Here is a 19,491-nt window from a genome sequence, read left to right as displayed (position 1 = left end):
GCGAGGAGGCACTCAAGGCACTCGAACTGATGAAGTTGCTCGTATTGGATGTCGAGCCTGATCGGGAGCGCATGGTGTCGAGAGCGGGGGAAGATTTTTCGACTGCGACAGACCTGGCGGACTTACTGGTTCGCAGGGCTGGCACCTCGTTTCGGGACGCTCATCACATCATCGGCAGTGTTGTCCGCGATACGCTCGATCAAGGGCTTTCCGCCAGCAACATTACGTCCGCGATGATCGATGCGTGCGCAAGCGAGCAGCTTGGACGGGACATTTCCCTCAAGGAAGAGGAAGTACGGGAGTGCCTGGATCCTGTGCGGGACGTCGCCGCGCGACAATCTTACGGAGGCCCGGCTCCTCGTCTGGTATTGGCACGGATCGAAGTACAAGAGGCGAACCTGTTGAAACAAAGGCAGGCGTTTGAGGCGACTTCGAAATGTCTGAGCGACGCTGAGACTTTGTTGAATACTCGCGTCGAGGCATTGGTCTCTCGTCAAAAATCTCCGCAAGCTCGCTCTACGACGGCCTGAAAGCCAACCACGACAAGACAGGTCGAGACTGTTTTCTGGAGGCTGTTGGCCGGCGGACCGCAACGGTCGGTCGCGCAAATTACTCGGAGGGTCTCGATCCAAGCAAAAGTATATCGACCAGCCGCTTGGCACTTTGCTGCCAGTCCGGCGCTGACGCGACATTCGAAACGCCGACGAGCGCTCGAAGCAGATCCAGTGGCTCAAGATCGGGCCGGATGTCGCCATTCGCGATTGCGCGCTCAACGAGCGACTGGATGGCGTCCTTGATCTGCGCGCCAGACGATTCGAATAGCTTTGTCGGTCCTCCGACGATCGAATTCAATGCTGGCGCGATGATCTTCTTCGTAGCGATGTAGTCGATGAAGAGCAGCATCCAGGATCGCAACGCATCGAGCGGGGGCAGCGAATCGGACAGTATTCGCTCCTCCTCCGCAAGCTTCGCCACCTCGGCACGGTAGACGCTCTCCAGTAGTGCCTCGCGTGTAGGAAAGTGCCGGTACAACGTGCCTACGCCAACGCCCGCCTGGCGAGCGACGTCCTCCAGGCTGATATCGCCGCCGGCGCGCGTGAATGCCGTTTTCGCTTCTTCAAGGATGCGTTCGCGATTGCGCAGCGCGTCGGCTCTGGGTTTTCGTTCTTTTGACGTCGAATCGTTCATTTGCACTTGAAGGCTTGCAAGCGGAGGGTGTCTCCGCTTAATATAAAAAAGCGGAGGAAAGCTCCGTTTTTATCCCGGGCGGGGAATGACGTCAACCTTCATTGTGCTGGAGCGGCGGAAATGACTGAGAAATTTGGGGCGACTTCGACGACTGACGACGTGCTCGCGGGCGTCGATCTTCATGGCAAGCGGATTCTTGTGACGGGTGTGTCCGCGGGATTGGGCGTAGAGACGGCGCGGGCGTTAGCAGCGCACGGGGCCACCGTGATCGGCGCGGCCAGGGATCTGCAAAAAGCAGAGCAGGCGATCGCTGCCGCGCGGCGCGAGGCCGCCGCAGCGGGCGGCAGCATTGAGCTGGTTGCGCTCGATCTCGCGAGCCTCAAGAGCGTCCGGGCCTGCGCCGACAGGCTGCAGGAGGACGGCAAACCCATCGACGTCATCATCGCGAACGCGGGCGTGATGGCGACTCCCTTTGGCAAGACCGCGGACGGATTCGAGACGCAGTTCGGTACGAACCATCTGGGGCATTTCGTGCTGGTGAACCGCCTGGCGTCACTGATTCCGTCTGGCGGCCGGGTGGTCATGCTCGCGTCGTCGGGGCATCGTTTCGCGAACGTGGATCTCGACGACGCCGGCTTCGAGCGCACGGCTTACGATCCGTTCGTTGCATACGGGCGGGCCAAGACGGCGAATATCCTTTTTGCGGTGGCCTTCGATCAGCGACATCGCGCGCGCGGCGTACGCGCCGCAGCAGTCCATCCCGGCGGCATTCGCACAGAACTCGCCCGGCACATGGACGAAGGCCAGATGACGGCGCTGGTCGAAAGGATCAACAGTCAACTCGAGTCAGAAGGGAAGGGGCCGTTTCAGTTCAAGACCGTGCCACAAGGGGCGGCGACGTCCGTCTGGGCCGCGGTGGTGGCGTCAGCCAGCGACGTCGGGGGCCGATACTGCGAGAACTGCCATGTGAGCGAAACCGTTGCCGACGATGTTGTCATTACGCCCATCAGCGAAGGCGTTCGACGCTATGCGCTTGACGCTGCAGGCGCTGACGGGCTCTGGCGCAAGAGTGAAGAAATGGTTGGCGAATCGTTTTGACAGGACGCTTCGAACGCAGAGAGGCCTTCGGAAACGGGGGCGGCGGCGAAGATCACATCGCGACACAGTGCCAGGTCGAGGCCGCCCGCAAGGGCAGGCCTTGGCCCACTGCGCGCCCAATTGAGCCTGCCCCAATCTTTCCTCGGTAAAAACAAATTGACTCGCAGCCGAAGGTGCGCTCCACGCACACGAAATGAAATCGAAAAAGAAAGTCCTGTAGCAAATCCGTTGAATTGAAGCTGGTCAGGAAAACATGCGTTGACCGCCGTGTCGATGACGAGTGCAAAGGCAACGAGCGCGGGGGGCGCTCGTGCAATTACTGCCCGAATGAAAAATGGCCGAGTCGCCCGTGCATGCCTATTCCCAATGGGGCGAACCACTCGTATGGCGGGTCACGCATTTGTCGACTTCATCGCGGCTGAACTGAGGAAGGCGCCTTTTGATTTTGTTGCCGCAACCTGGCCTCGTCGAGGCCTGCTTCTGAAATTGGCCGCGCGACCCACGTTGTTCCGAATCAAATTGCGACGTACAGCTCACGCATAGCTCTTCTCCGGTTGGCTGGCCGATGCGACTTCAGAAGCACTTGTGTTCGGAGCCGTCGTCAGCGAGCTTCTACGGCCGCCGCTTTACGAAGGAATCCTGGCGTACCGGTGAACATGAACAAAATATCCGCTGCATGGCGTTTCCTCTGCTGGTCTGTGAAAGAAAACACGGTTAGGCAGAGTGTTAGCCGTATGGAATGCGTTTGGGCACTCCTGCTTTAACTTTTGAACCACTGCATCGATCGTGTCGACGCCCGCGTTGGATGCGCTGATCAAATCGGCTTTCTGAATTGAACTGAGTTTCATATTCGCTCCTGAGGTTTGCGAATGGTTTCGGGCGGCCATAGAGCGCGTCGTTTTCAACGTGCGCTGGCGTCGCATGGCGTGCGCGCTGCGAGCCGTGTCGTGACAGGCAGCGATGGCACAGAACGATTGTGGATTCGGAGAATTAGCCGAAAATGAAGAGCGACGCGATGTCAATTTCCCGGCCTCGGGAGGGCAAGATATCTGTTTCAACGCCAGCGGGCAGGATAAAGTCGTGACGCGCGACACCGTCATGAACGGGTGTACGACGCGACAGACAGAATGGCCGAACTGATTGCAATGATCCGTTCGAGATCGCGGAGACTCACTGCGGTGGTCTTTCGCAGGATCGTCCTGGCAGCTGAAACAAAGGAAATGAAAAAGCGCTGCCACCGGTCCGGTGGCAGCGCTAGCGATGCTCTCTGGTCACAGCTGTCCGTCAAGCGCGGACGTCAAGAGTCATTATGAATGCGCGAAGAGCGAAATTTTCTTCGCCTTGATCAGGGATCTGACTTTTGACACGAATGAGGCATGTGGATCTTTGGTGCATGCTTCTACTACGGTTTCTCCCACCGGATGAGCCGTATCCACCACCATCGTGTCCGTCTCCTTAACACCGAGTTTGTCGACACCGGCAACCCAGTAGACCAGCGCCGGTTGATACACTTCGTCGACTGCAACAAAATCGGCGCAACTCATTTTCGCCGGGCTCACGTTCTTCTCCTGCGCGCTAGCTGCTTGAGCGGCGGCCAAACAGATCAACACCGTCAGGACTGCGGCGGGTTTCATAAATTTTCCGGATTTCATCCAACACTCCATGAAGCGAGAAAGTCGGGTTCCTCGCAAGGCTATGGCTCGAGAGCCGAACAACCGGCGATGCACATGCCAGCCGGTACGCCTACGCATCGTAGAGTTTCAGAATTAGCTCCGAATTAACTGGCATGGACGGCTGGTCGCGAGCGCGGCCGGTGCCGTCGATTTCTTCAGACGATTGACGCCAGCAGGGCAACTTTGCGATCAATGACGTGTGCCAGGCGCGTTCTGGCGTAGAGGAGGATACTTGCGTAGCAGCACGCCAACGCATTCAGCCAGGATTCTGCCATGAAGACACTTCTGACCCTTTGCACAGCGTTGTTCTCGTTCGGCGGTGCGGCCTACGCGCAAGTCGACCAATCGGCGCCGCAACAGCTCATCAAGACCGCGACACAGCAGATACTCGACGAGGTACACACCCGGGCGATCGAGCCAGATGATATTCCGCGCATCATGGATATCGTGAACCGGGACATTATTCCCTTCACGGATTTTCGCCGCACCACGTCGCTCGCCATGGGCCGCTACTGGCGCACGGCTACACCCGCGCAGCAGCAGGAGATAGTCGAACAGTTCAAGATGCTCCTGATTCACACCTATTCGGGTGCTATCGGCCAGCTCCGTCCGGACCAGCGAATCGACTACCCGCCCATCCACTTCGCGCCAACCGATACGGACGTGGTGGTGCGCACGATCGCAACCAGGAACGGCGAGCCGGCGGAAATCGACTACCGGCTGTACAGCACGCCGCAGGGCTGGCGCCTGTATGACCTGAATGTGCTCGGCGTCTGGCTAATCCAGACGTACCGGCAGCAGTTCAGCGACAAGGTCCAGCAAAGCGGCGTGGACGGTCTGATCCAGTTTCTCGTTGAGCGCAACCGGGAGCTCACTTCGGCCAGGCAGTAAGCGAGTAAGCGACCGCTGAGTGTGATGGCGGCGGACGTTTGCAGCAGAAGCTCGGTCGCCCGCGATAGGGCGATTCGCGTGAGCGATGATGGCACGGTGTCGCACGCGGTCCGCCACCGTACCGACTTTTTCCACAGGATGCGACAGAGTGGCGTCGAGCGGTGGCAGGCGCGCGTTAGTCCAGACGCCCGCACAAACATGCGTCGCTGCGTGAGGACCGATCCGACGCAACCGGAGTTACCGACCATGAAAGCACTTGTTTATCTCGGCCCTGGCAAGAAAGCGGTTGAAGAACGGCCCAAACCGGTCATCGACGCGCCCACCGACGCCATCGTCAGGATCAGCAAGACGACGATTTGCGGCACGGACCTGCATATTCTCAAGGGCGACGTTGCGACCTGCGAGCCAGGGCGTGTGCTCGGGCATGAAGGCACCGGCGTGGTCGACGAAGTGGGGCCGGGCGTGACCACATTCAAGCCGGGTGAACGCGTTCTCATCTCATGCATCAGCGCTTGCGGCAAGTGCGAGTTTTGCCGCAAACAGATGTACTCCCATTGCGTGAGCGGCGGCTGGATTCTCGGCAATAAGATCGACGGCACGCAGGCTGAATTCGTCCGGATCCCGCATGCGGACACCAGTCTTTACCGCATTCCCGACAATGCCGACGAAGAGGCGCTCGTGATGCTGAGCGATATTCTGCCGACGGGCTTCGAATGCGGCGTGCTCAACGGCAAGGTTGAGCCGGGCAGTACGGTGGCCATCGTCGGTAGTGGACCGATCGGACTCGCGGCGTTGCTCACGGCCCGCTTCTATTCGCCCGCCGAAATCATCATGGTCGATCTGGACGACAACCGGTTAGAGGCCGCCAGGCGTTTCGGTGCGACCGCGGTGATCAACAGCGCGGACGGCAATGCGGTGAAGGCGATTATGAAGCTCACTGCCGGGCGGGGCGTCGATACCGCCATCGAGGCCGTCGGCATACCCGTCACCTTCGAATTGTGCGAGGAGATCATCGCGCCGGGCGGCACGATTGCGAACGTCGGTGTGCATGGCGTGAAGGTGGATCTTCATCTGGAGCATCTGTGGGACCGGAATATCACGATCACCACCCGACTGGTCGATACCGTAAGCACACCGATGCTGCTGGAGACGTTGCGCTCCCGCAGGCTCGATCCCAAACTTCTGATTACCCATCGCTTCACATTCGCGCAAATCCTCGATGCGTACGAAACCTTTGCGCACGCGGCCGACACGCACGCTCTCAAGGTGATCATCGCGGCCTAGCTCGCCGCCATGCGTGGCGCGGCGATAGCCGGGTAGTTCGCATGTCGATGCCCGACTTCGGGATGTGCGGGCCTCGCCATTCACGATGCGGTCCGCAAGCGCGGCCCTGTGCTATTTCAGATTGTTCAGTTCGGCACGCGCAAGCGTCTCAATCGATTCCCATGCGGCTTCTTCACGTTCGAAGAACGTGTCGAGTTTGACGCGTTCCTTGCCCTTTGACGCGCCTTTCGGAACGATGCACACGCTCGCTTCCCAACCGTCGGCAATATGATCCCTGACGCTCATATGGGCGTCGTGTGTCCTGCTCGAAATGATTCTGTCTGCCATGCTGCCGCCCGTCTGATTGAACGACAGCCACACTGGCCGTCGTCGCTGCTGGGTAAAGATCGCTGTTCGTGCGCGACATGCACACTATTCGATCCGCGGTCGGTGTGGTTCACCGAATACGGCGAAACCAGCACTTGCCGATCGTTGAGCCAAGGTCGACGATAGAAGACACGTTACGCGCACGCGCGGGGGAAAGCGGTACGACAACGTACAGACGTTTTTTTTATGTTCCGACACACGATCCGCGGGCCGCTGGCGCAGCGCTGTCCGGCGGAGGTGTCCGGCACAGGCGGAGGGTGCCTGTGCCGCTGCACGCACGCGTAGTCGCGGGCATGGTCGGGCGCCACGCGCCGATCAGTCGTTACAGATAGCTGCAGATGTAGTCGAGCGTGTCGATCACGTCGATATCGAAGCGGCTCTTGCCGGGCACCGAGAACGACTCGCCCGCGCCATACGTCTTCCACTCGTCACTGCCTTCGAGGCGGATGCGGCATTGGCCGGCCTGCACCTCCATGAGTTCCGGCGCGTCGGTGCCGAAGTTGAGCGTGCCGGGCAGGATCACGCCGAGCGTCTTGCGCGTGCCGTCGGCGAAGAGAACGGTGTGCGAGACGCACTTGCCGTCGAAGTAGACGTTGGCTCGTTTGACAATCGAAACCTGATCGAATTGGGATGTGGCCGTCATGGCAGTCTTCCTCCGGGTTGTTGTGAATGGATGCGTTGGCGCCGCGTGGCGGCAGCGGGCGGTCGCGATTTATATGCGCCGCCTGCGCGGAATTTCGGTCCCACGCAAGCCCGACATCATACAGGCGGTGTGACGCCGACGATCACTCAACCGGGCACCAGTGGCCAGAATCCGGACACACAACGGCCGGTGCGCCGTTCAGCAACAGTTGCTCTGCGTCCGGTGGCGGCACGCTCGCAGGCGCGATGTCGAAGGCCACCTTAAGGGCGCGCCCAACATGGGCATCTTCGATAGGAAGCTCCCACGTCAGGAATATCTGGACACAATCCTGATCCGGTTTGAACTCAGCCGCGTTAAAGCCGCTGCTGTGGCGCCGAACGACGCCATGAGGTTGCCCTGTGTCGAATATCATCACCGTTCCCCGGGCTAAAGGAATGCGGCGGCCCAAAGCTGGAAAATGCACGTCCAGACCCTTGTCCTCGCTCAGGAAGAGATTGCAAAAGGCCGCACCGCCATATTGCGTTCCGTCGTGGTGGTATCTTGCGCCGCGACAGGCCATCAGGGCGACGTCACTGGAAGCAAGTACTTCGGGCAGCCCAAGCGCACACATCCAATCGGACACTGCCTGCACGCAGCGCGCGTAGTCGGGCCAGCGCGCCCGCGCTCGTGGCAAAGGCATGGCCTCGACATCCCCGGCCTCCAGGACCATGTGCAACGATATTTCCCGGTCCCAATCCGCGAGCAGACGCGCAGGGAGGACAGGCACGTCGACCGTGCCCGATAGCACGATGTTGCTCACGCCTCGGCTGCGGATGGCGTCGCCACTCCAGAAATAGGAAGTCAGCATGTCTTGCACTTGATGCGGTTGAGGGCGGCTTGTCCGGGCCATTGTAACGATTTCAACTGATCGCTTCGGCGCAAAGCGGGCCACGTATAGACGTTCGAGGAAAGCTTCCTTTGCCAGCCTCGCTATTTCAGGTGTCCGGTGCGGCAGTCTCCGACCTCGAAATCAGGCTATCGAGAAATACCCGTGCTTTAGCGGGCCTGAGTCGGCGGCCTGGCATAAACGCGAAGATCCGTAACGGGTCACAACTGAAATCCGCCAGCAGCGGCACCAGTTGCCCCGTCTCCACTGCCGGCTGACAAAAGCTTTTGGTAATACGCACGATACCCAGCCCCGCTATCGCAGCGCGAAGCCTGACGCCCGCATTTGGGCTGCGCATGCGCGGTGCTGCGATGGGCACCGAGAACGGCAAGCCCTTCGCATCGGTCACCGTCCACTCGGAATCTTCCTGACCGGCAATCAAAGGCATCGCCGCAATATCTTCAGGCCCGACGGGTTTGCGAAATCCCGACAGCAATTCAGGGGACGCGAATAAGCCTCGCTCCAGCGAAAACACCCGGCGCGTCACGACGCTTGACGGAGAGAAGGTGTGGTCTTGGGCCGAAAAGACAATGTCGTAGTTACGCTCGAACAGATCGATCTTGCCGTGAGCCACGTCGACATCGATCTTCAGTTCGGGGTAACGGATCATCAAGCTACAGGCGACGTCTGCGAGATGATGCGCGCCAAACTCATAAGGCGCGGCGATCCGCAATGTACCTGTTACGGTATCGCCTTTGGCGAGCGCTTCCCGCGCAATTTCCCGCAGTTCGCCCAACGGTTTCGAAATGTCGCGATAGAGCGCTTCACCTGGTTCGGTTAGCCGCACGCGCCGGGTGGTGCGTTCCAGCAAGCGGGCACCCAGTTGCGCCTCGAGCCTGGTGACCGATGCGCTGAGGCTTGATTTGGGGCGATCCATTGCTCTCGCCGCCGATGTAAATCCACCGTGCTCGATTACCTGGCAAAACGCGTCGAAATCATCCCAGTTCATTGTCCACCACGCTGAACAGTCCGTCTCTGGAAAGCTATTTTTCCAGTCGAGCCGCGATCCTACTATAGGTCCATCCGAAAAAAAGCCTGCTCAATAAATATGTCACGCGTTATCGGCAGGCACAAAGAACCTGGTCAAGGAGGAATGCTGTGTTTCTGAAAAATTGCTGGTATGTCGCTGCGTGGGATCATGAATTGATCGATGGGAAATTGTTGCCGCGCACCATCCTTGAGGAACGTGTACTGCTTTTCAAAGGGGAAAGCGGCCGGGTCGTCGCGCTGAACGATCGTTGCTGCCATCGCGGTGCGCCGCTTTCAATGGGCCGCAGGGAAGGCGATTGCGTGCGCTGCATGTATCACGGGCTGAAGTTCGATGCGACCGGCAAGTGCATCCAGATCCCGGGACAGGAGATCGTGCCGCCCAAGCTCGGCGTGCGCAGCTATCCGGTAGTTGAACGCGATCATCTGGTGTGGATCTGGATGGGCGACCCGGAGAAGGCCGATCCCACTTCGATTCTTGATTTCCCCTATTTGCGCGATCCGAAGTGGAAGGGCATACCTGACTATCTGCACTACGACGCCAACTATCTGCTCATCGTCGACAACCTGAGTGACTTCGCCCATCTGGCATTCGTCCATACGGCGACTCTCGGCGGATCGGAGGAGTACGCCTATGTCACCAAGGCGACTGCCGTGGAGCGGCTCGAGCGAGGCTTCCGTGTGGAGCGCTGGCATATGGACAGTGAACCGCCGCCGTTTCACCGCAAGGTCATCAGGAACAAGGAGGACCACGTCGACCGGCGCAACATTGGGCACATGCACATTCCGGGGGTATTTTTCCTCGAGTCGATGTTCGCGCCTGCCGGCGACGGAGCGGACAAAGGGAACCTCGCGAATGCGAAGGAATACCGCAACTGTCAGTTCATGACGCCGGAAACACGTCGCACGACGCACTTCTTCTGGAGCTATCTCAACGACTTCGAGGGCGACGACGCGAATATTTCGCGCTCGCTGCATGCCAGTCTGATTGAGGGCTTCATGGAGGACAAGGCGCTGATCGAGGCACAGCAGAAGGTGCTCGACGACGATCCTGACTTCAGGATGCTTGCAGTGGCAGCGGATACACCGCTGTCGCATTTCCGCTGGGTGCTCGGCAAGCTGATCGCACAGGAAGAGGCCGCGCAAGTCGCCGTATAAGAGAGCCTGGCTCTGGTGCGGCAGTGCCGCGAACGCTTTTTAGATGAACATGACTGAACTTTCGACGACACTGCTCGCACTGCGCGTGATTCGCGTAGCCGCAGAAGCACGGGACGTGATGCTGCTTGAGCTGGGCGCGCCAGGTGAAGCGACGCTGCCGGCGTTTGAACCTGGCGCGCACATTCCGTTGCGGCTTCCGAACGGACTCATTCGCCATTATTCGCTGGTGAACGACTGCCGCGAGCGGCACCGGTATGTACTCGCCGTGGGACTTGCACGCGCAAGTCGCGGCGGATCCAGCCACATTCACGGCAGCATACGGGAAGGCTCGATGGTTCAGGTCGAACCGCCGCGCAATCACTTCCGGCTGGATCCAGGCGCGGCTAGCTACCGCTTCATCGCAGGCGGTATCGGCGTGACACCGATCATGTCGATGATCCGCTGGTGCGAGGCGAATCAGAAGCCTTGGCATCTGACCTATGCCGCGCGAAATCGTCAACGCATGGCGTTCTATGAAGAGTTGGGCCGGTTTCAGGAAGAGTGCGTGCGCCTTCATTTTGACGACGAACACGGTGGGCCGCTCGATATACCCGCAGCACTTGCCGATGTGCCGGCCGGAGAGCATATCTACTGTTGCGGCCCAGATCCGTTGATGAAGGCTGTGCAAGCAGCCGCTTCCCATATACCGGTAGAACGGGTTCATTTCGAATGGTTCACTCCGCCGGAAAAAGAAGAAATCCGTGACGATGCAGAAGGGTTCTGGATCGATTTGAAACAAAGCGGCACATCGCTATACGTCGCCCCATCGAATACGATTCTTGAGGTTCTCGAAGAAAACGGACACTCCGTTCCGTTTTCGTGTCGCGAGGGGCTGTGCGGAACGTGTGAAATGACCGTCTGCGAAGGTCAACCCGATCATCGGGATTTCGTCTTTTCAGAGGCTGAGCATGCAGGCCGCCGCTCGGTCATGGTCTGCGTGTCGCGCTCGAAGTCGCCGCGCCTTCAGCTCGATCTATAGCGCCACATTCATCTTGCGTCCGGCTCTCCCGGACGCTCTCCCCATCGCAGTATCCATCAGCAGACCAACTACATAAAGTGAGGAGAATAGCCTTGGAAGGGACAACTGTGCTTTCGGCGCTTCAGTCGCCTGATCGTTTGTATCAAAAGATAACGGTGCGGATCATACCGTTCCTGTTTGTCTCGTACGTCGTTTCGTTTCTGGACCGGATCAATATTGGTTTTGCCCAGTTGCAGATGAAGCAGGATCTCGCGTTTAACGACACGATCTATGGTTTAGGCGCGGGCATTTTCTTTATTGGCTATCTCCTCTTTGAAGTGCCTAGCAATCTGTTGCTGGAGAAAATCGGCGCACGCCGGACTTTCTCGCGGATCATGTTCTTCTGGGGTCTGGTGTCGTCCGGAATGCTGTTTGTCAGTTCGCCGTGGCAGTTCTATGTTTTGCGCTTCCTGCTCGGTGCATTCGAGGCAGGCTTCTTTCCCGGCATCGTGCTTTATCTGACTTATTGGTATCCGTCCAAACGGCGTGCAACCGTAGTCTCGTGGTTCTTCGCCGGTGTAGCGATTGCCGGTCTGGTTGGCGGCCTGGTGTCTGGATGGATCATGAAAGACATGGCGGGTGTCGGCGGCCTGCATGGCTGGCAATGGATGTTTCTGCTCGAGGGCGCGCCTGCAAGCATTCTCGGCGTGGTGGCTTACTTCTATCTGGTTGACGGCCCGCAACAGGTCACGTGGCTATCCGACGATGAGAAGCGCGCCCTGACGCGCGAGCTCGACGCCGATCGTCTCGAGCGACGCGACGCGATACCACATTCGCTTTGGAGCGCATTGAGAAGTCCGAAGGTGTATCTCCTCGCGTTTGTCTATTTCACCCTCGCGTGCGGATCGTTCGCGATCAGTTTCTGGTTGCCGACGCTGATCCGTGGGTTTGGCGTCAAGGATCTCCTGTCAGTTGGTTTGTATAGCGCGATTCCTTACGGCATCGGCGCGGTCGGCATCGTGTTGATTTCACGCCATTCGGATCGGACGCTTGAACGCCGACGCCATTTCGCCCTGTGTGCAATTGGCAGTGCAATCGCATTGTCGATGTTGACGCTGTATTCGGACAACCTGCCACTCATGCTCGCAATCGCGAGCGTGTGCGTCGTACTGGTCTACGCAGCATTGCCGATCTTCTGGGTCGTGCCTCCCTCGCATCTCGGCGGCACCGCAGCGGCGGGCGGCATTGCGCTCATCAGCAGCATCGGCCAGATAGGCGGTTTTGTCAGCCCATACCTGATCGGTCTGATCAAGACTCATACAGGCCAGATCGATGCGGGCCTGTACCTGATGTCAGCGCTGCTGTGCGTGGGCGCCGTCGTACTGTTCTTCACAGTGCGTGATGGGCCCACGCAGCGAGGGGCATAGCGAGTTGCCGTCAATTTTCAATAAAAAAATTCAAGGAGACAAACAATATGAAGCAATATGGAGCATTCGCGTTCGCACTCGTGCTGGCGTCGGGTTCGGCTGTCGCGCAGAGCAGCCTGACTCTGTACGGAATCATTTCGGAGGGGATCGGCTGGGTCAACAACGAGAACGGAGCCCACAACTACAAACTGATGAGTGGGACTACCCAGAATAACCGCTTCGGCTTCAAGGTGAACGAGGACCTGGGCGGAGGTAACCACGCGATCGCGCAACTCGAAAATGGCTTCGATATCACAAACGGCAAATTGGGGCAGGGCGGCCGGATGTTCGGACGTCAGGCGTTCGTCGGCCTGAGTAACAACACGCTGGGCACGCTGACAGCCGGCCGCCAGTACGACATGTTCTGGGATTACTTTACGCCGATCTTCGCTGCGTCGGCCACTAACGGGTTGGCGGCGCATCCGGGCGACGCCGATAATCTGATGGGAAGCTGGCGCTATAGCAACTCGATCAAATATGTCTCGCCGACCTTAAACGGCTTCAATGCCGAGGCGCTATACGCGTTTAGCAATGCGGCCGGCGACTTTTCGATAAATCGCGCGTTTAGCGCGGGCCTCGGCTACTCACAAGGTCCTTTAAAATTTGCGCTTGCCTATGTACAACTCGATCACCCGGGACTGACCAACACCAACGGTGCCGTGAGCGACGATTACCAGGGTGCGCCATTTTTCCTGTTCCGCAGCAGTCCGCTGCATCCAGCAGCGGGCGTGGACCGGCAGCGCAACTTCGGCGCCGGTGGACGTTACGACTTTGGGAACGGGTTGCGCTGGAATCTGATGGTCGACAATGTCCACTATGCGTATCACGACGGAACGAGCCTGTCGTTGACCAATTACGACACGTCGGTCAGTTATAGCGTGACAGCCGCACTGGTACTAGGCGCGGCTTACATCTACACCGACGGGAAGTACGGCGGCTTGAGCGCGAATCCGCATTGGCACACGATGCAAGTGGGCGTTGATTACTTCCTCTCCAAGCGCACCGATATCTACATCTTCGACGATTTCCAGAAGGTGTCCGGTCCGTATGCCGTGGCGGATATCTACCTGAATGCCCCGTCGAAGTCGAGCAACCAGAACCTGCTGGTCGCGGGTATTCGTCACGCGTGGTGACCGGCGCACAACACAACTATGACCGCATCTGGAAAGCGACGACCGTGATATAGCGATCGGGTTACTTTCGTCATACAAAATCAGGCGCCCGCTCCACGCCCGGCATGCGCCAACGCCAGCGCCAGCCGGGCTCCCACCTCGGCATTGTGTTTCACGAGTGCGATGTTGGTCGCGAGGCTGCGTCCACTCGTCAACGCCTTGATGCGAGATAGCAGGAAGGGTGTCACGGCCTTACCGGCGATTCCTTGCGCAGTGGCCTCGGCAAGTGCCTGCCGGGTCAGTGCGTCGATTTCTTCCGACGCCATCGCGGCCGCTTCAGGCACCGGCGTGCTCAATACCACGCCGCCCACGAGGCCCAGGTCCCACTTGGTGCGAATGAAGCGTGCCTGCGCGGTGGGATCGTCCAGCCGGAAGTCCGCGCGAAAACCGCTGTCACGTGTGTAAAACGCGGCGAAATTGTCCTGCTCGCAACTGAGCACCGGCACGCCGTGCGTTTCCAGGTATTCCAGTGTGAGGCCGATGTCGAGGATGGACTTGGCGCCGGCGCAGACCACTGCCACCGAGGTCTTCGCCAGTTCCTGCAGATCGGCCGAGATGTCGAAGGTTTCCGGCGCGCCCCGGTGCACGCCGCCAATCCCGCCTGTGACGAACACCTCGATGCCCGCCAGGGCGGCACATATCATCGTGCCGGCCACCGTCGTGGCGCCGAGCCCGCCGGCGGCCAGCACGGCCGGCAGATCGCGGCGGCTGACCTTGTCTACGTGATCCGAGCGGCCGAGCAATTCCAGTTCGTCATTCGACAGGCCGATGCGGATTCGCCCGCCGATCACCGCGATAGTCGCGGGCTCGGCGCCGAGGTCACGGATCAAGGCCTCCACTTCGCGCGCAGTGCGAACGTTTTCCGGATAGGGCATGCCATGAGCGATGATGGTCGATTCCAGCGCGACGAGCGGCCGGCCGGCGGCCTGTGCGGCGGCCACGGGTGCGCTATAGGTCAACCACGAGTGTGCAAGGTTCGCAGCCATATTGGTGTTTTCGGCAGTGTGATTCGCTTAAGTATGCGACACATGGCGAGTGGACGTTTACGCTGCGCGGCGCGATGACGCCTATCATTGAGGTTCCGCCTGGCCACGGAGGTCCCATGGCACCGTTACGCGCAAGCAATCTTCTCCAGTCGAAGGAAGGTGCCCGGCTTCATGGCCCGGAACTCGACCAATGGCGCCGCTGGGGACCGTACCTGAGTGAGCGGCAGTGGGGCACGGTTCGCGAAGACTACAGCGAATGCGGCACCGCATGGGACTATTTTCCGCACGACCATGCGCGTAGCCGCATGTACCGCTGGGGTGAGGACGGCATTGCCGGATTCGGCAACGATCCGCTCGACTGGTGCGTCTCGCTCGCGCTCTGGAACGGGCACGATCCGATCATCAAGGAACGGCTCTTCGGGTTGACGAATGAGCAAGGCAATCACGGCGAGGACGTCAAGGAGCTTTACTTCTATCTCGACGGCACGCCAACGCATTCGTACATGAAGATGCTGTACAAGTACCCGCACGACGCGTACCCCTATCAGGATCTGATCGACGAAAATCTGCGGCGCGGCGCCGATCAGCCCGAATATGAAATTCTCGATACAGGCGTGTTCGACGACAATCGCTACTTCGACGTCTGCGTCGAGTACGCGAAACAGACACCCGACGATATCGTGATGCGCGTTACCGTCGAAAATCGCGCGGATCAACCCGCAGCGCTTCATGTGTTGCCGCAGATCTGGGCGCGCAATAGATGGGCGTGGTCGCGCAAGTCCGGCAAGCCCTCGCTCACGCTGGAGCCGAACGCGGAGGAGGGCGCGCGCGTCGTCGCGCACAATCCCGCGCTCGGCACGATGATCGTGACGGCGTCGGCAGAACAGCCAGTCGAGTGGCTGTTCTGCGAAAACGAAACGAATTCGCGCCGGATATTTGGCGTCGACGGAGCGGGGCCGTTCAAGGACGGCTTCAATGACTACCTCGTCAACGGCGACGAGCAGGCCGTCCGGCGCGACAGGGGCACCCGCGCTGCTGCATACGTACTGCTGCAGTTCGCGCCCCATGAGCACTCGGTGCTGTATCTGCGCTGGCGTCCCGAAGCGGCGCCCGAACGCGTGCCGCTTGACATGGCAGAACTCTTCGCGCGTCGGCAGGCGGAGGCCGACGCATTCTATGCGGCGCTACAGCACGACATTGCCGACGCCGATGCGCGGCTCGTGCAGCGTCAGGCGCTCGCCGGCATGCTGTGGTCGAAGCAGTACTACCAGTTCGACGTGACGCGCTGGCACGACGGCGACCCAGGCCAGCCGCAGCCACCGAAAGCACGGCGCTCCGGCCGCAATGCGGACTGGCGGCATATGTGCAACGGTGACATCGTGTCGATGCCCGACAAGTGGGAGTACCCGTGGTACGCGTCGTGGGACCTCGCCTTTCATGCGGCCGCGTTCGCCATGATCGATCCCGGCTTCGCGAAGGCGCAATTGCTCCTGCTTGTTAAGGAGCGCTATATGCATCCGAACGGGCAACTGCCCGCCTACGAGTGGGCGTTCGGCGATGCAAATCCGCCGGTGCACGCGTGGGCAACGTGGCGTGTGTACGAACTCGACCGGGAAGTGACCGGCGTTGGCGATCACGAGTTTCTCGAAGTCATGTTCCACAAGCTGCTGCTCAATTTTTCGTGGTGGGTCAACCGCAAGGACGCCGAAGACCGCAACGTCTTTCAGGGTGGCTTTCTCGGGCTCGACAACGTGGGCATCTTCGACCGGTCGTCGCCGCTACCGACCGGCGGGCGCATCGACCAGGCCGATGGCACGGCATGGATGGCCTCCTATGCGCTCGACCTGATGCAGATCGGCCTCGAACTGGCGATGACGAACAGCGCGTACGTCGAAATCGCAGTGAAGTTCTTCGAGCACTTTCTGTATATCGCGGAAGCCATCAATTGCAGTGAGGGCTGCAGGACAGGACTATGGGACGACCACGACGAATTCTTCTACGACGTCCTGCACCTTCCGGACGGTACCCGTGTGCCGATGCGCATTCGTTCGATCGTGGGGTTGATTCCGCTCTTTGCCGTTCATGTGCTCGAGGATCGTGTGTATGGCCATTTGCCGGGATTGCGCGAACGGCTGGCGTGGTTTCTCGATCACCGGCCGAATCTGGCAAAGCTGGTATCGCGCTGGACCGAACCCGGCAAGGGCAATACCACGCTGCTGTCGCTATTGCGCGGACAGCGGATGACCGCGCTATTGCGCCGCGCGCTGGATGAAAACGAGTTTCTGTCGGTGCACGGCGTGCGGGCGCTGTCCCGAGTGCATCGCGATACGCCGTATGTGTTCAACCACGACGGCGTGAACGTCTGCATCGAATACCAGCCGGCCGAGTCAGAGTCGCGTGTGTTCGGCGGCAATTCGAACTGGCGCGGGCCGGTCTGGATGCCGGTCAACTATCTGCTGATCGAATCGCTGTATGAATTTCATCGCTACTACGGCGATGAGTTTCGCCTCGAATATCCGACGGGATCGGGCAACCGTTTTTCGCTGAGCGAGATTGCCGACGACCTCGCACGACGCGTCACCACGCTCTTTCTCAAAGACGCACAAGGGGTGCGGCCGGTGATGGCGGCCTATCCGATGCTGCAGGCCGACCCGCGCTCGCGGGATCTGATCCTGTTCCATGAGTACTTTCACGGCGACAACGGCCGCGGCGTCGGCGCTTCGCATCAGACTGGCTGGAGCGGGCTCGTCGCGTTGCTGCTCCAGCCGCGCACGATGAAGCTGTCGCACCTGGCGTCTGATACTGCGTCGGAGGCCGCGCCAGTGTCCGAAGATACCGCACCGGCCGTGGCGCGGTAGCGTTGCGGTCAGCGGACGGGATCGATAACGCCGTCGCAGTTCTCGCTTGCGTGCCGCCGCAACCTTGCGGGCGCGTGCACATCCTTGCTCGCCGAATAGTGCGTGGCAGCCGCGATAACCCGGGCGCGCAATGCGTTCGCCGTCGACTGCGATTACGTGTACAATATGTACAAAGTTAGATTAAACGTACACTATGAAGAAAAGTCCGTTGAATCGGGAGCAGGAGTCATTAGTCGAACAGCTCAAGCAGATCGCGGACGGTCTCGGCCAGACGTTCGCGCCTTTTTGTGAAGTGGTGGTGCACGACCTCAGGGACCCGAGGCATGCGATCCTCGCCATTCACAACAATCTGTCCGGCCGGTCCGTCGGCGACCCGGCTACCGAGCTTGGGCTCGCACGCATCGCGGATGACGACTATCCGCAGCTTCTGGCGAACTATCCGAACCAGTTTTCCGACGGCCGCCGCGCGAAGAGCACGTCTGTCGGCATCAGGGATTCGTCGGGGCGCTATATCGCCGCGCTGTGTCTGAATGTCGACCTCAACATGTTTCGGGGCATCCAGAATGTCCTCGAACAGTTCTGTTCGGCATCCGGTGCCGGCACAAGGGAGTCGCTCGATCCGGCGAATGCCGAGTCGATCAGGGAGCGCATCGACCAGTTCGCCGCATCGCTGTCCACTACGCCGCAGGCGCTGAAAACAGAACAGCGGCGGACGCTGATGCAGCATCTGAAGCAGGCGGGCTTTCTCGAAGTCCGCAAGTCAATGGAAGTGATTGCCGCCCACCTGGGCGTGTCACGGGCGACGGTGTACAACGATGCGAAATGACGCGCAACTGCTGCTTCTCAACAAGGGTGAGGTCGAGAAGCTTCTGACGATGGATGAAGTCCTGTCCGCGGTGAAGCGTGCCTTCGTGCTGCACAGCCAAAGCAACGGGCGCGTCTTTCCCGTGGTGCGCGAGCAACTCAGTAACGGCGCAATCTTTGGCATCAAGTCTGGCGACGTGGAGCGTGAAGGCCTTCTTGGTTTCAAGGCAGCAGGTTTTTGGCCAGCCAATCGCTCGGTGGGAGGGGAGCCGCATCAGGCTACCGTGATGCTCATCGATCCGTCGACCGGGCGCCCCGTCTGCGTGATCGACGGCAACGCGATTACCACCTTGCGTACCGGCGCGGCCGGTGGACTCGGTCTGCAAATCCTCGCGCGAGCGGATAGCGAGCGGCTTTGCGTATTCGGCACGGGCACGCAGGCGCGCATTCAGGTGACGTTCGCCCTGCACCTGATGCCCGGCCTGAAGTTCATCAGCTATGTCACGGCAAATGGCCAGCCTGATGATGCATTCGAGGCCGTGTTCGCCGGCCGTTGCGCGCTGCGTCATGCCACGTGCGCGGACGACGCCGTAGCGCAGAGCGACATCGTCATAACGGCCACACCCGGCGGCGGTCCTCTGTTCAGCGCTGATGCCGTACGTGCCGGCACGCACATCAACTGCGTCGGCGCCGATACGAAGGGCAAACGGGAACTGCCTGCCGGCATGCTCGAGCGCGCACGTGTTTATGTCGACGACCACATCCAGGCATCGCAGATTGGCGAATTGCAGTGGAGCCCCGATCTGCCGTGTGTGGAACTGGGTGCGGTTCTTGGTGGTGTCGAGCAGGTCGCGCGCCGTCGCGAGGACATCACGATCTTCGACATGACGGGTCTTGCCTTGCAGGATTTGACGGTGTCACAGATGCTGTTGGAGCGTGCTCGCGCCGAGCGCATCGGCACGCATGTCGCGTGGCCGTGGTAAGCACGCGGGCCC

18 protein-coding genes are annotated in these 19,491 nt (G+C 59.9%); 11 read left to right on the top strand and 7 right to left on the bottom strand.

The features are described from left to right. Positions 1-29 precede the first annotated feature (29 nt). Positions 30-530, top strand: a complete 501-nt coding sequence (locus tag PQR27_RS14415) for a hypothetical protein (RefSeq protein ID WP_408524291.1) — start codon at positions 30-32, stop codon at positions 528-530. A 79-nt stretch (positions 531-609) separates the two neighbouring features. Here PQR27_RS14415 and PQR27_RS14410 read toward each other — a convergent pair whose 3' ends face one another. Then, positions 610-1,188 (bottom strand): TetR/AcrR family transcriptional regulator, encoded by a 579-nt coding sequence (locus tag PQR27_RS14410; RefSeq protein WP_408524290.1) that lies wholly within the window; start codon positions 1,186-1,188, stop codon positions 610-612. Between the two features lie 120 nt (positions 1,189-1,308). Between PQR27_RS14410 and PQR27_RS14405 the strand changes: the two genes are divergently transcribed. Next, entirely contained in the window at positions 1,309-2,286 is a 978-nt protein-coding gene (locus tag PQR27_RS14405; protein ID WP_408524289.1) for an SDR family NAD(P)-dependent oxidoreductase, read from the top strand. A 1,307-nt stretch (positions 2,287-3,593) separates the two neighbouring features. Here PQR27_RS14405 and PQR27_RS14400 read toward each other — a convergent pair. Continuing rightward, the gene (locus PQR27_RS14400; RefSeq protein WP_408524288.1) at positions 3,594-3,938 is read right to left on the bottom strand and encodes an HdeA/HdeB family chaperone; all 345 of its coding nucleotides are present in this window, start codon (positions 3,936-3,938) and stop codon (positions 3,594-3,596) included. Between the two features lie 294 nt (positions 3,939-4,232). Here PQR27_RS14400 and PQR27_RS14395 point away from each other — a divergent pair, with 294 nt between their 5' ends. Together PQR27_RS14395 and PQR27_RS14390 are read left to right on the top strand one after the other, a co-directional pair. Beyond that, positions 4,233-4,850, top strand: coding sequence for an MlaC/ttg2D family ABC transporter substrate-binding protein (locus PQR27_RS14395; RefSeq protein WP_408524287.1), 618 nt, complete (start codon positions 4,233-4,235; stop codon positions 4,848-4,850). A 246-nt stretch (positions 4,851-5,096) separates the two neighbouring features. Beyond that, positions 5,097-6,134, top strand: coding sequence for a zinc-dependent alcohol dehydrogenase family protein (locus PQR27_RS14390; RefSeq protein WP_408524286.1), 1,038 nt, complete (start codon positions 5,097-5,099; stop codon positions 6,132-6,134). Between the two features lie 111 nt (positions 6,135-6,245). Here the strand turns inward: PQR27_RS14390 and PQR27_RS14385 are convergent, their stop codons facing one another. From PQR27_RS14385 to PQR27_RS14370, 4 genes are all read right to left on the bottom strand, one after another. Continuing rightward, a complete protein-coding gene (locus PQR27_RS14385; protein WP_408524285.1) occupies positions 6,246-6,419 on the bottom strand; it encodes a hypothetical protein in 174 nt (57 codons plus the stop codon). Between the two features lie 403 nt (positions 6,420-6,822). Next, the gene (gene ppnP, locus PQR27_RS14380) at positions 6,823-7,143 is read right to left on the bottom strand and encodes a pyrimidine/purine nucleoside phosphorylase (RefSeq protein WP_408524284.1); all 321 of its coding nucleotides are present in this window, start codon (positions 7,141-7,143) and stop codon (positions 6,823-6,825) included. Positions 7,144-7,285: 142 nt separating this feature from the next. Beyond that, a complete protein-coding gene (locus tag PQR27_RS14375) occupies positions 7,286-7,990 on the bottom strand; it encodes a hypothetical protein (protein WP_408525491.1) in 705 nt (234 codons plus the stop codon). Between the two features lie 127 nt (positions 7,991-8,117). Next, positions 8,118-9,017, bottom strand: a complete 900-nt coding sequence (locus tag PQR27_RS14370; protein WP_408524283.1) for a LysR family transcriptional regulator — start codon at positions 9,015-9,017, stop codon at positions 8,118-8,120. A 149-nt stretch (positions 9,018-9,166) separates the two neighbouring features. Between PQR27_RS14370 and PQR27_RS14365 the strand changes: the two genes are divergently transcribed. The 4 genes from PQR27_RS14365 to PQR27_RS14350 all read left to right on the top strand — a co-directional run bounded on the left by PQR27_RS14365 (position 9,167) and on the right by PQR27_RS14350 (position 13,809). Next, positions 9,167-10,213 carry an aromatic ring-hydroxylating dioxygenase subunit alpha gene (locus PQR27_RS14365; protein WP_408524282.1) on the top strand — a complete coding sequence of 349 codons (1,047 nt, stop codon included), beginning with the start codon at positions 9,167-9,169 and terminating at the stop codon, positions 10,211-10,213. Positions 10,214-10,544: 331 nt separating this feature from the next. Beyond that, entirely contained in the window at positions 10,545-11,231 is a 687-nt protein-coding gene (locus tag PQR27_RS14360) for a PDR/VanB family oxidoreductase (RefSeq protein ID WP_408524281.1), read from the top strand. A 92-nt stretch (positions 11,232-11,323) separates the two neighbouring features. Beyond that, the gene (locus tag PQR27_RS14355) at positions 11,324-12,637 is read left to right on the top strand and encodes an MFS transporter (protein ID WP_408524280.1); all 1,314 of its coding nucleotides are present in this window, start codon (positions 11,324-11,326) and stop codon (positions 12,635-12,637) included. 47 nt (positions 12,638-12,684) lie between these two features. After that, on the top strand, positions 12,685-13,809 hold the full coding sequence (locus PQR27_RS14350; RefSeq protein WP_408524279.1) for a porin: 1,125 nt from the start codon (positions 12,685-12,687) through the stop codon (positions 13,807-13,809). Between the two features lie 80 nt (positions 13,810-13,889). Here PQR27_RS14350 and PQR27_RS14345 read toward each other — a convergent pair whose 3' ends face one another. Beyond that, a complete protein-coding gene (locus PQR27_RS14345; protein WP_408524278.1) occupies positions 13,890-14,834 on the bottom strand; it encodes a pseudouridine-5'-phosphate glycosidase in 945 nt (314 codons plus the stop codon). A gap of 116 nt (positions 14,835-14,950) precedes the next feature. Here PQR27_RS14345 and PQR27_RS14340 point away from each other — a divergent pair, with 116 nt between their 5' ends. The 3 genes from PQR27_RS14340 (at position 14,951) to PQR27_RS14330 (ending at position 19,479) form a co-directional block, all read left to right on the top strand. Continuing rightward, entirely contained in the window at positions 14,951-17,692 is a 2,742-nt protein-coding gene (locus PQR27_RS14340) for an MGH1-like glycoside hydrolase domain-containing protein (protein ID WP_408524277.1), read from the top strand. Between the two features lie 193 nt (positions 17,693-17,885). After that, positions 17,886-18,518 (top strand): helix-turn-helix transcriptional regulator, encoded by a 633-nt coding sequence (locus PQR27_RS14335; protein ID WP_408524276.1) that lies wholly within the window; start codon positions 17,886-17,888, stop codon positions 18,516-18,518. Continuing rightward, positions 18,508-19,479 carry an ornithine cyclodeaminase family protein gene (locus PQR27_RS14330; protein ID WP_408524275.1) on the top strand — a complete coding sequence of 324 codons (972 nt, stop codon included), beginning with the start codon at positions 18,508-18,510 and terminating at the stop codon, positions 19,477-19,479. Before PQR27_RS14335 ends, PQR27_RS14330 begins: the two co-directional genes overlap by 11 nt. Positions 19,480-19,491: the final 12 nt, after the last annotated feature.

It is taken from the genome of Paraburkholderia fungorum, from assembly GCF_046027215.1.
In the GTDB taxonomy this organism is placed as follows: domain Bacteria; phylum Pseudomonadota; class Gammaproteobacteria; order Burkholderiales; family Burkholderiaceae; genus Paraburkholderia; species Paraburkholderia fungorum_D.
This window is presented reverse-complemented; position numbering and strand designations above follow the sequence as displayed.

What these genes read in the sequence shown, in the direction of transcription:
- PQR27_RS14415 (WP_408524291.1), top strand. Translation starts at nt 30, where the DNA reads ATGAAGTTGCTCGTATTGGATGTCGAGCCTGATCGGGAGCGCATGGTG.
- PQR27_RS14410 (WP_408524290.1), bottom strand. Translation starts at nt 1,188, where the DNA reads ATGAACGATTCGACGTCAAAAGAACGAAAACCCAGAGCCGACGCGCTG.
- PQR27_RS14405 (WP_408524289.1), top strand. Translation starts at nt 1,309, where the DNA reads ATGACTGAGAAATTTGGGGCGACTTCGACGACTGACGACGTGCTCGCG.
- PQR27_RS14400 (WP_408524288.1), bottom strand. Translation starts at nt 3,938, where the DNA reads ATGAAATCCGGAAAATTTATGAAACCCGCCGCAGTCCTGACGGTGTTG.
- PQR27_RS14395 (WP_408524287.1), top strand. Translation starts at nt 4,233, where the DNA reads ATGAAGACACTTCTGACCCTTTGCACAGCGTTGTTCTCGTTCGGCGGT.
- PQR27_RS14390 (WP_408524286.1), top strand. Translation starts at nt 5,097, where the DNA reads ATGAAAGCACTTGTTTATCTCGGCCCTGGCAAGAAAGCGGTTGAAGAA.
- PQR27_RS14385 (WP_408524285.1), bottom strand. Translation starts at nt 6,419, where the DNA reads ATGAGCGTCAGGGATCATATTGCCGACGGTTGGGAAGCGAGCGTGTGC.
- ppnP (WP_408524284.1), bottom strand. Translation starts at nt 7,143, where the DNA reads ATGACGGCCACATCCCAATTCGATCAGGTTTCGATTGTCAAACGAGCC.
- PQR27_RS14375 (WP_408525491.1), bottom strand. Translation starts at nt 7,990, where the DNA reads ATGCTGACTTCCTATTTCTGGAGTGGCGACGCCATCCGCAGCCGAGGC.
- PQR27_RS14370 (WP_408524283.1), bottom strand. Translation starts at nt 9,017, where the DNA reads ATGAACTGGGATGATTTCGACGCGTTTTGCCAGGTAATCGAGCACGGT.
- PQR27_RS14360 (WP_408524281.1), top strand. Translation starts at nt 10,545, where the DNA reads ATGGTTCAGGTCGAACCGCCGCGCAATCACTTCCGGCTGGATCCAGGC.
- PQR27_RS14350 (WP_408524279.1), top strand. Translation starts at nt 12,685, where the DNA reads ATGAAGCAATATGGAGCATTCGCGTTCGCACTCGTGCTGGCGTCGGGT.
- PQR27_RS14345 (WP_408524278.1), bottom strand. Translation starts at nt 14,834, where the DNA reads ATGGCTGCGAACCTTGCACACTCGTGGTTGACCTATAGCGCACCCGTG.
- PQR27_RS14340 (WP_408524277.1), top strand. Translation starts at nt 14,951, where the DNA reads ATGGCACCGTTACGCGCAAGCAATCTTCTCCAGTCGAAGGAAGGTGCC.
- PQR27_RS14335 (WP_408524276.1), top strand. Translation starts at nt 17,886, where the DNA reads ATGAAGAAAAGTCCGTTGAATCGGGAGCAGGAGTCATTAGTCGAACAG.
- PQR27_RS14330 (WP_408524275.1), top strand. Translation starts at nt 18,508, where the DNA reads ATGCGAAATGACGCGCAACTGCTGCTTCTCAACAAGGGTGAGGTCGAG.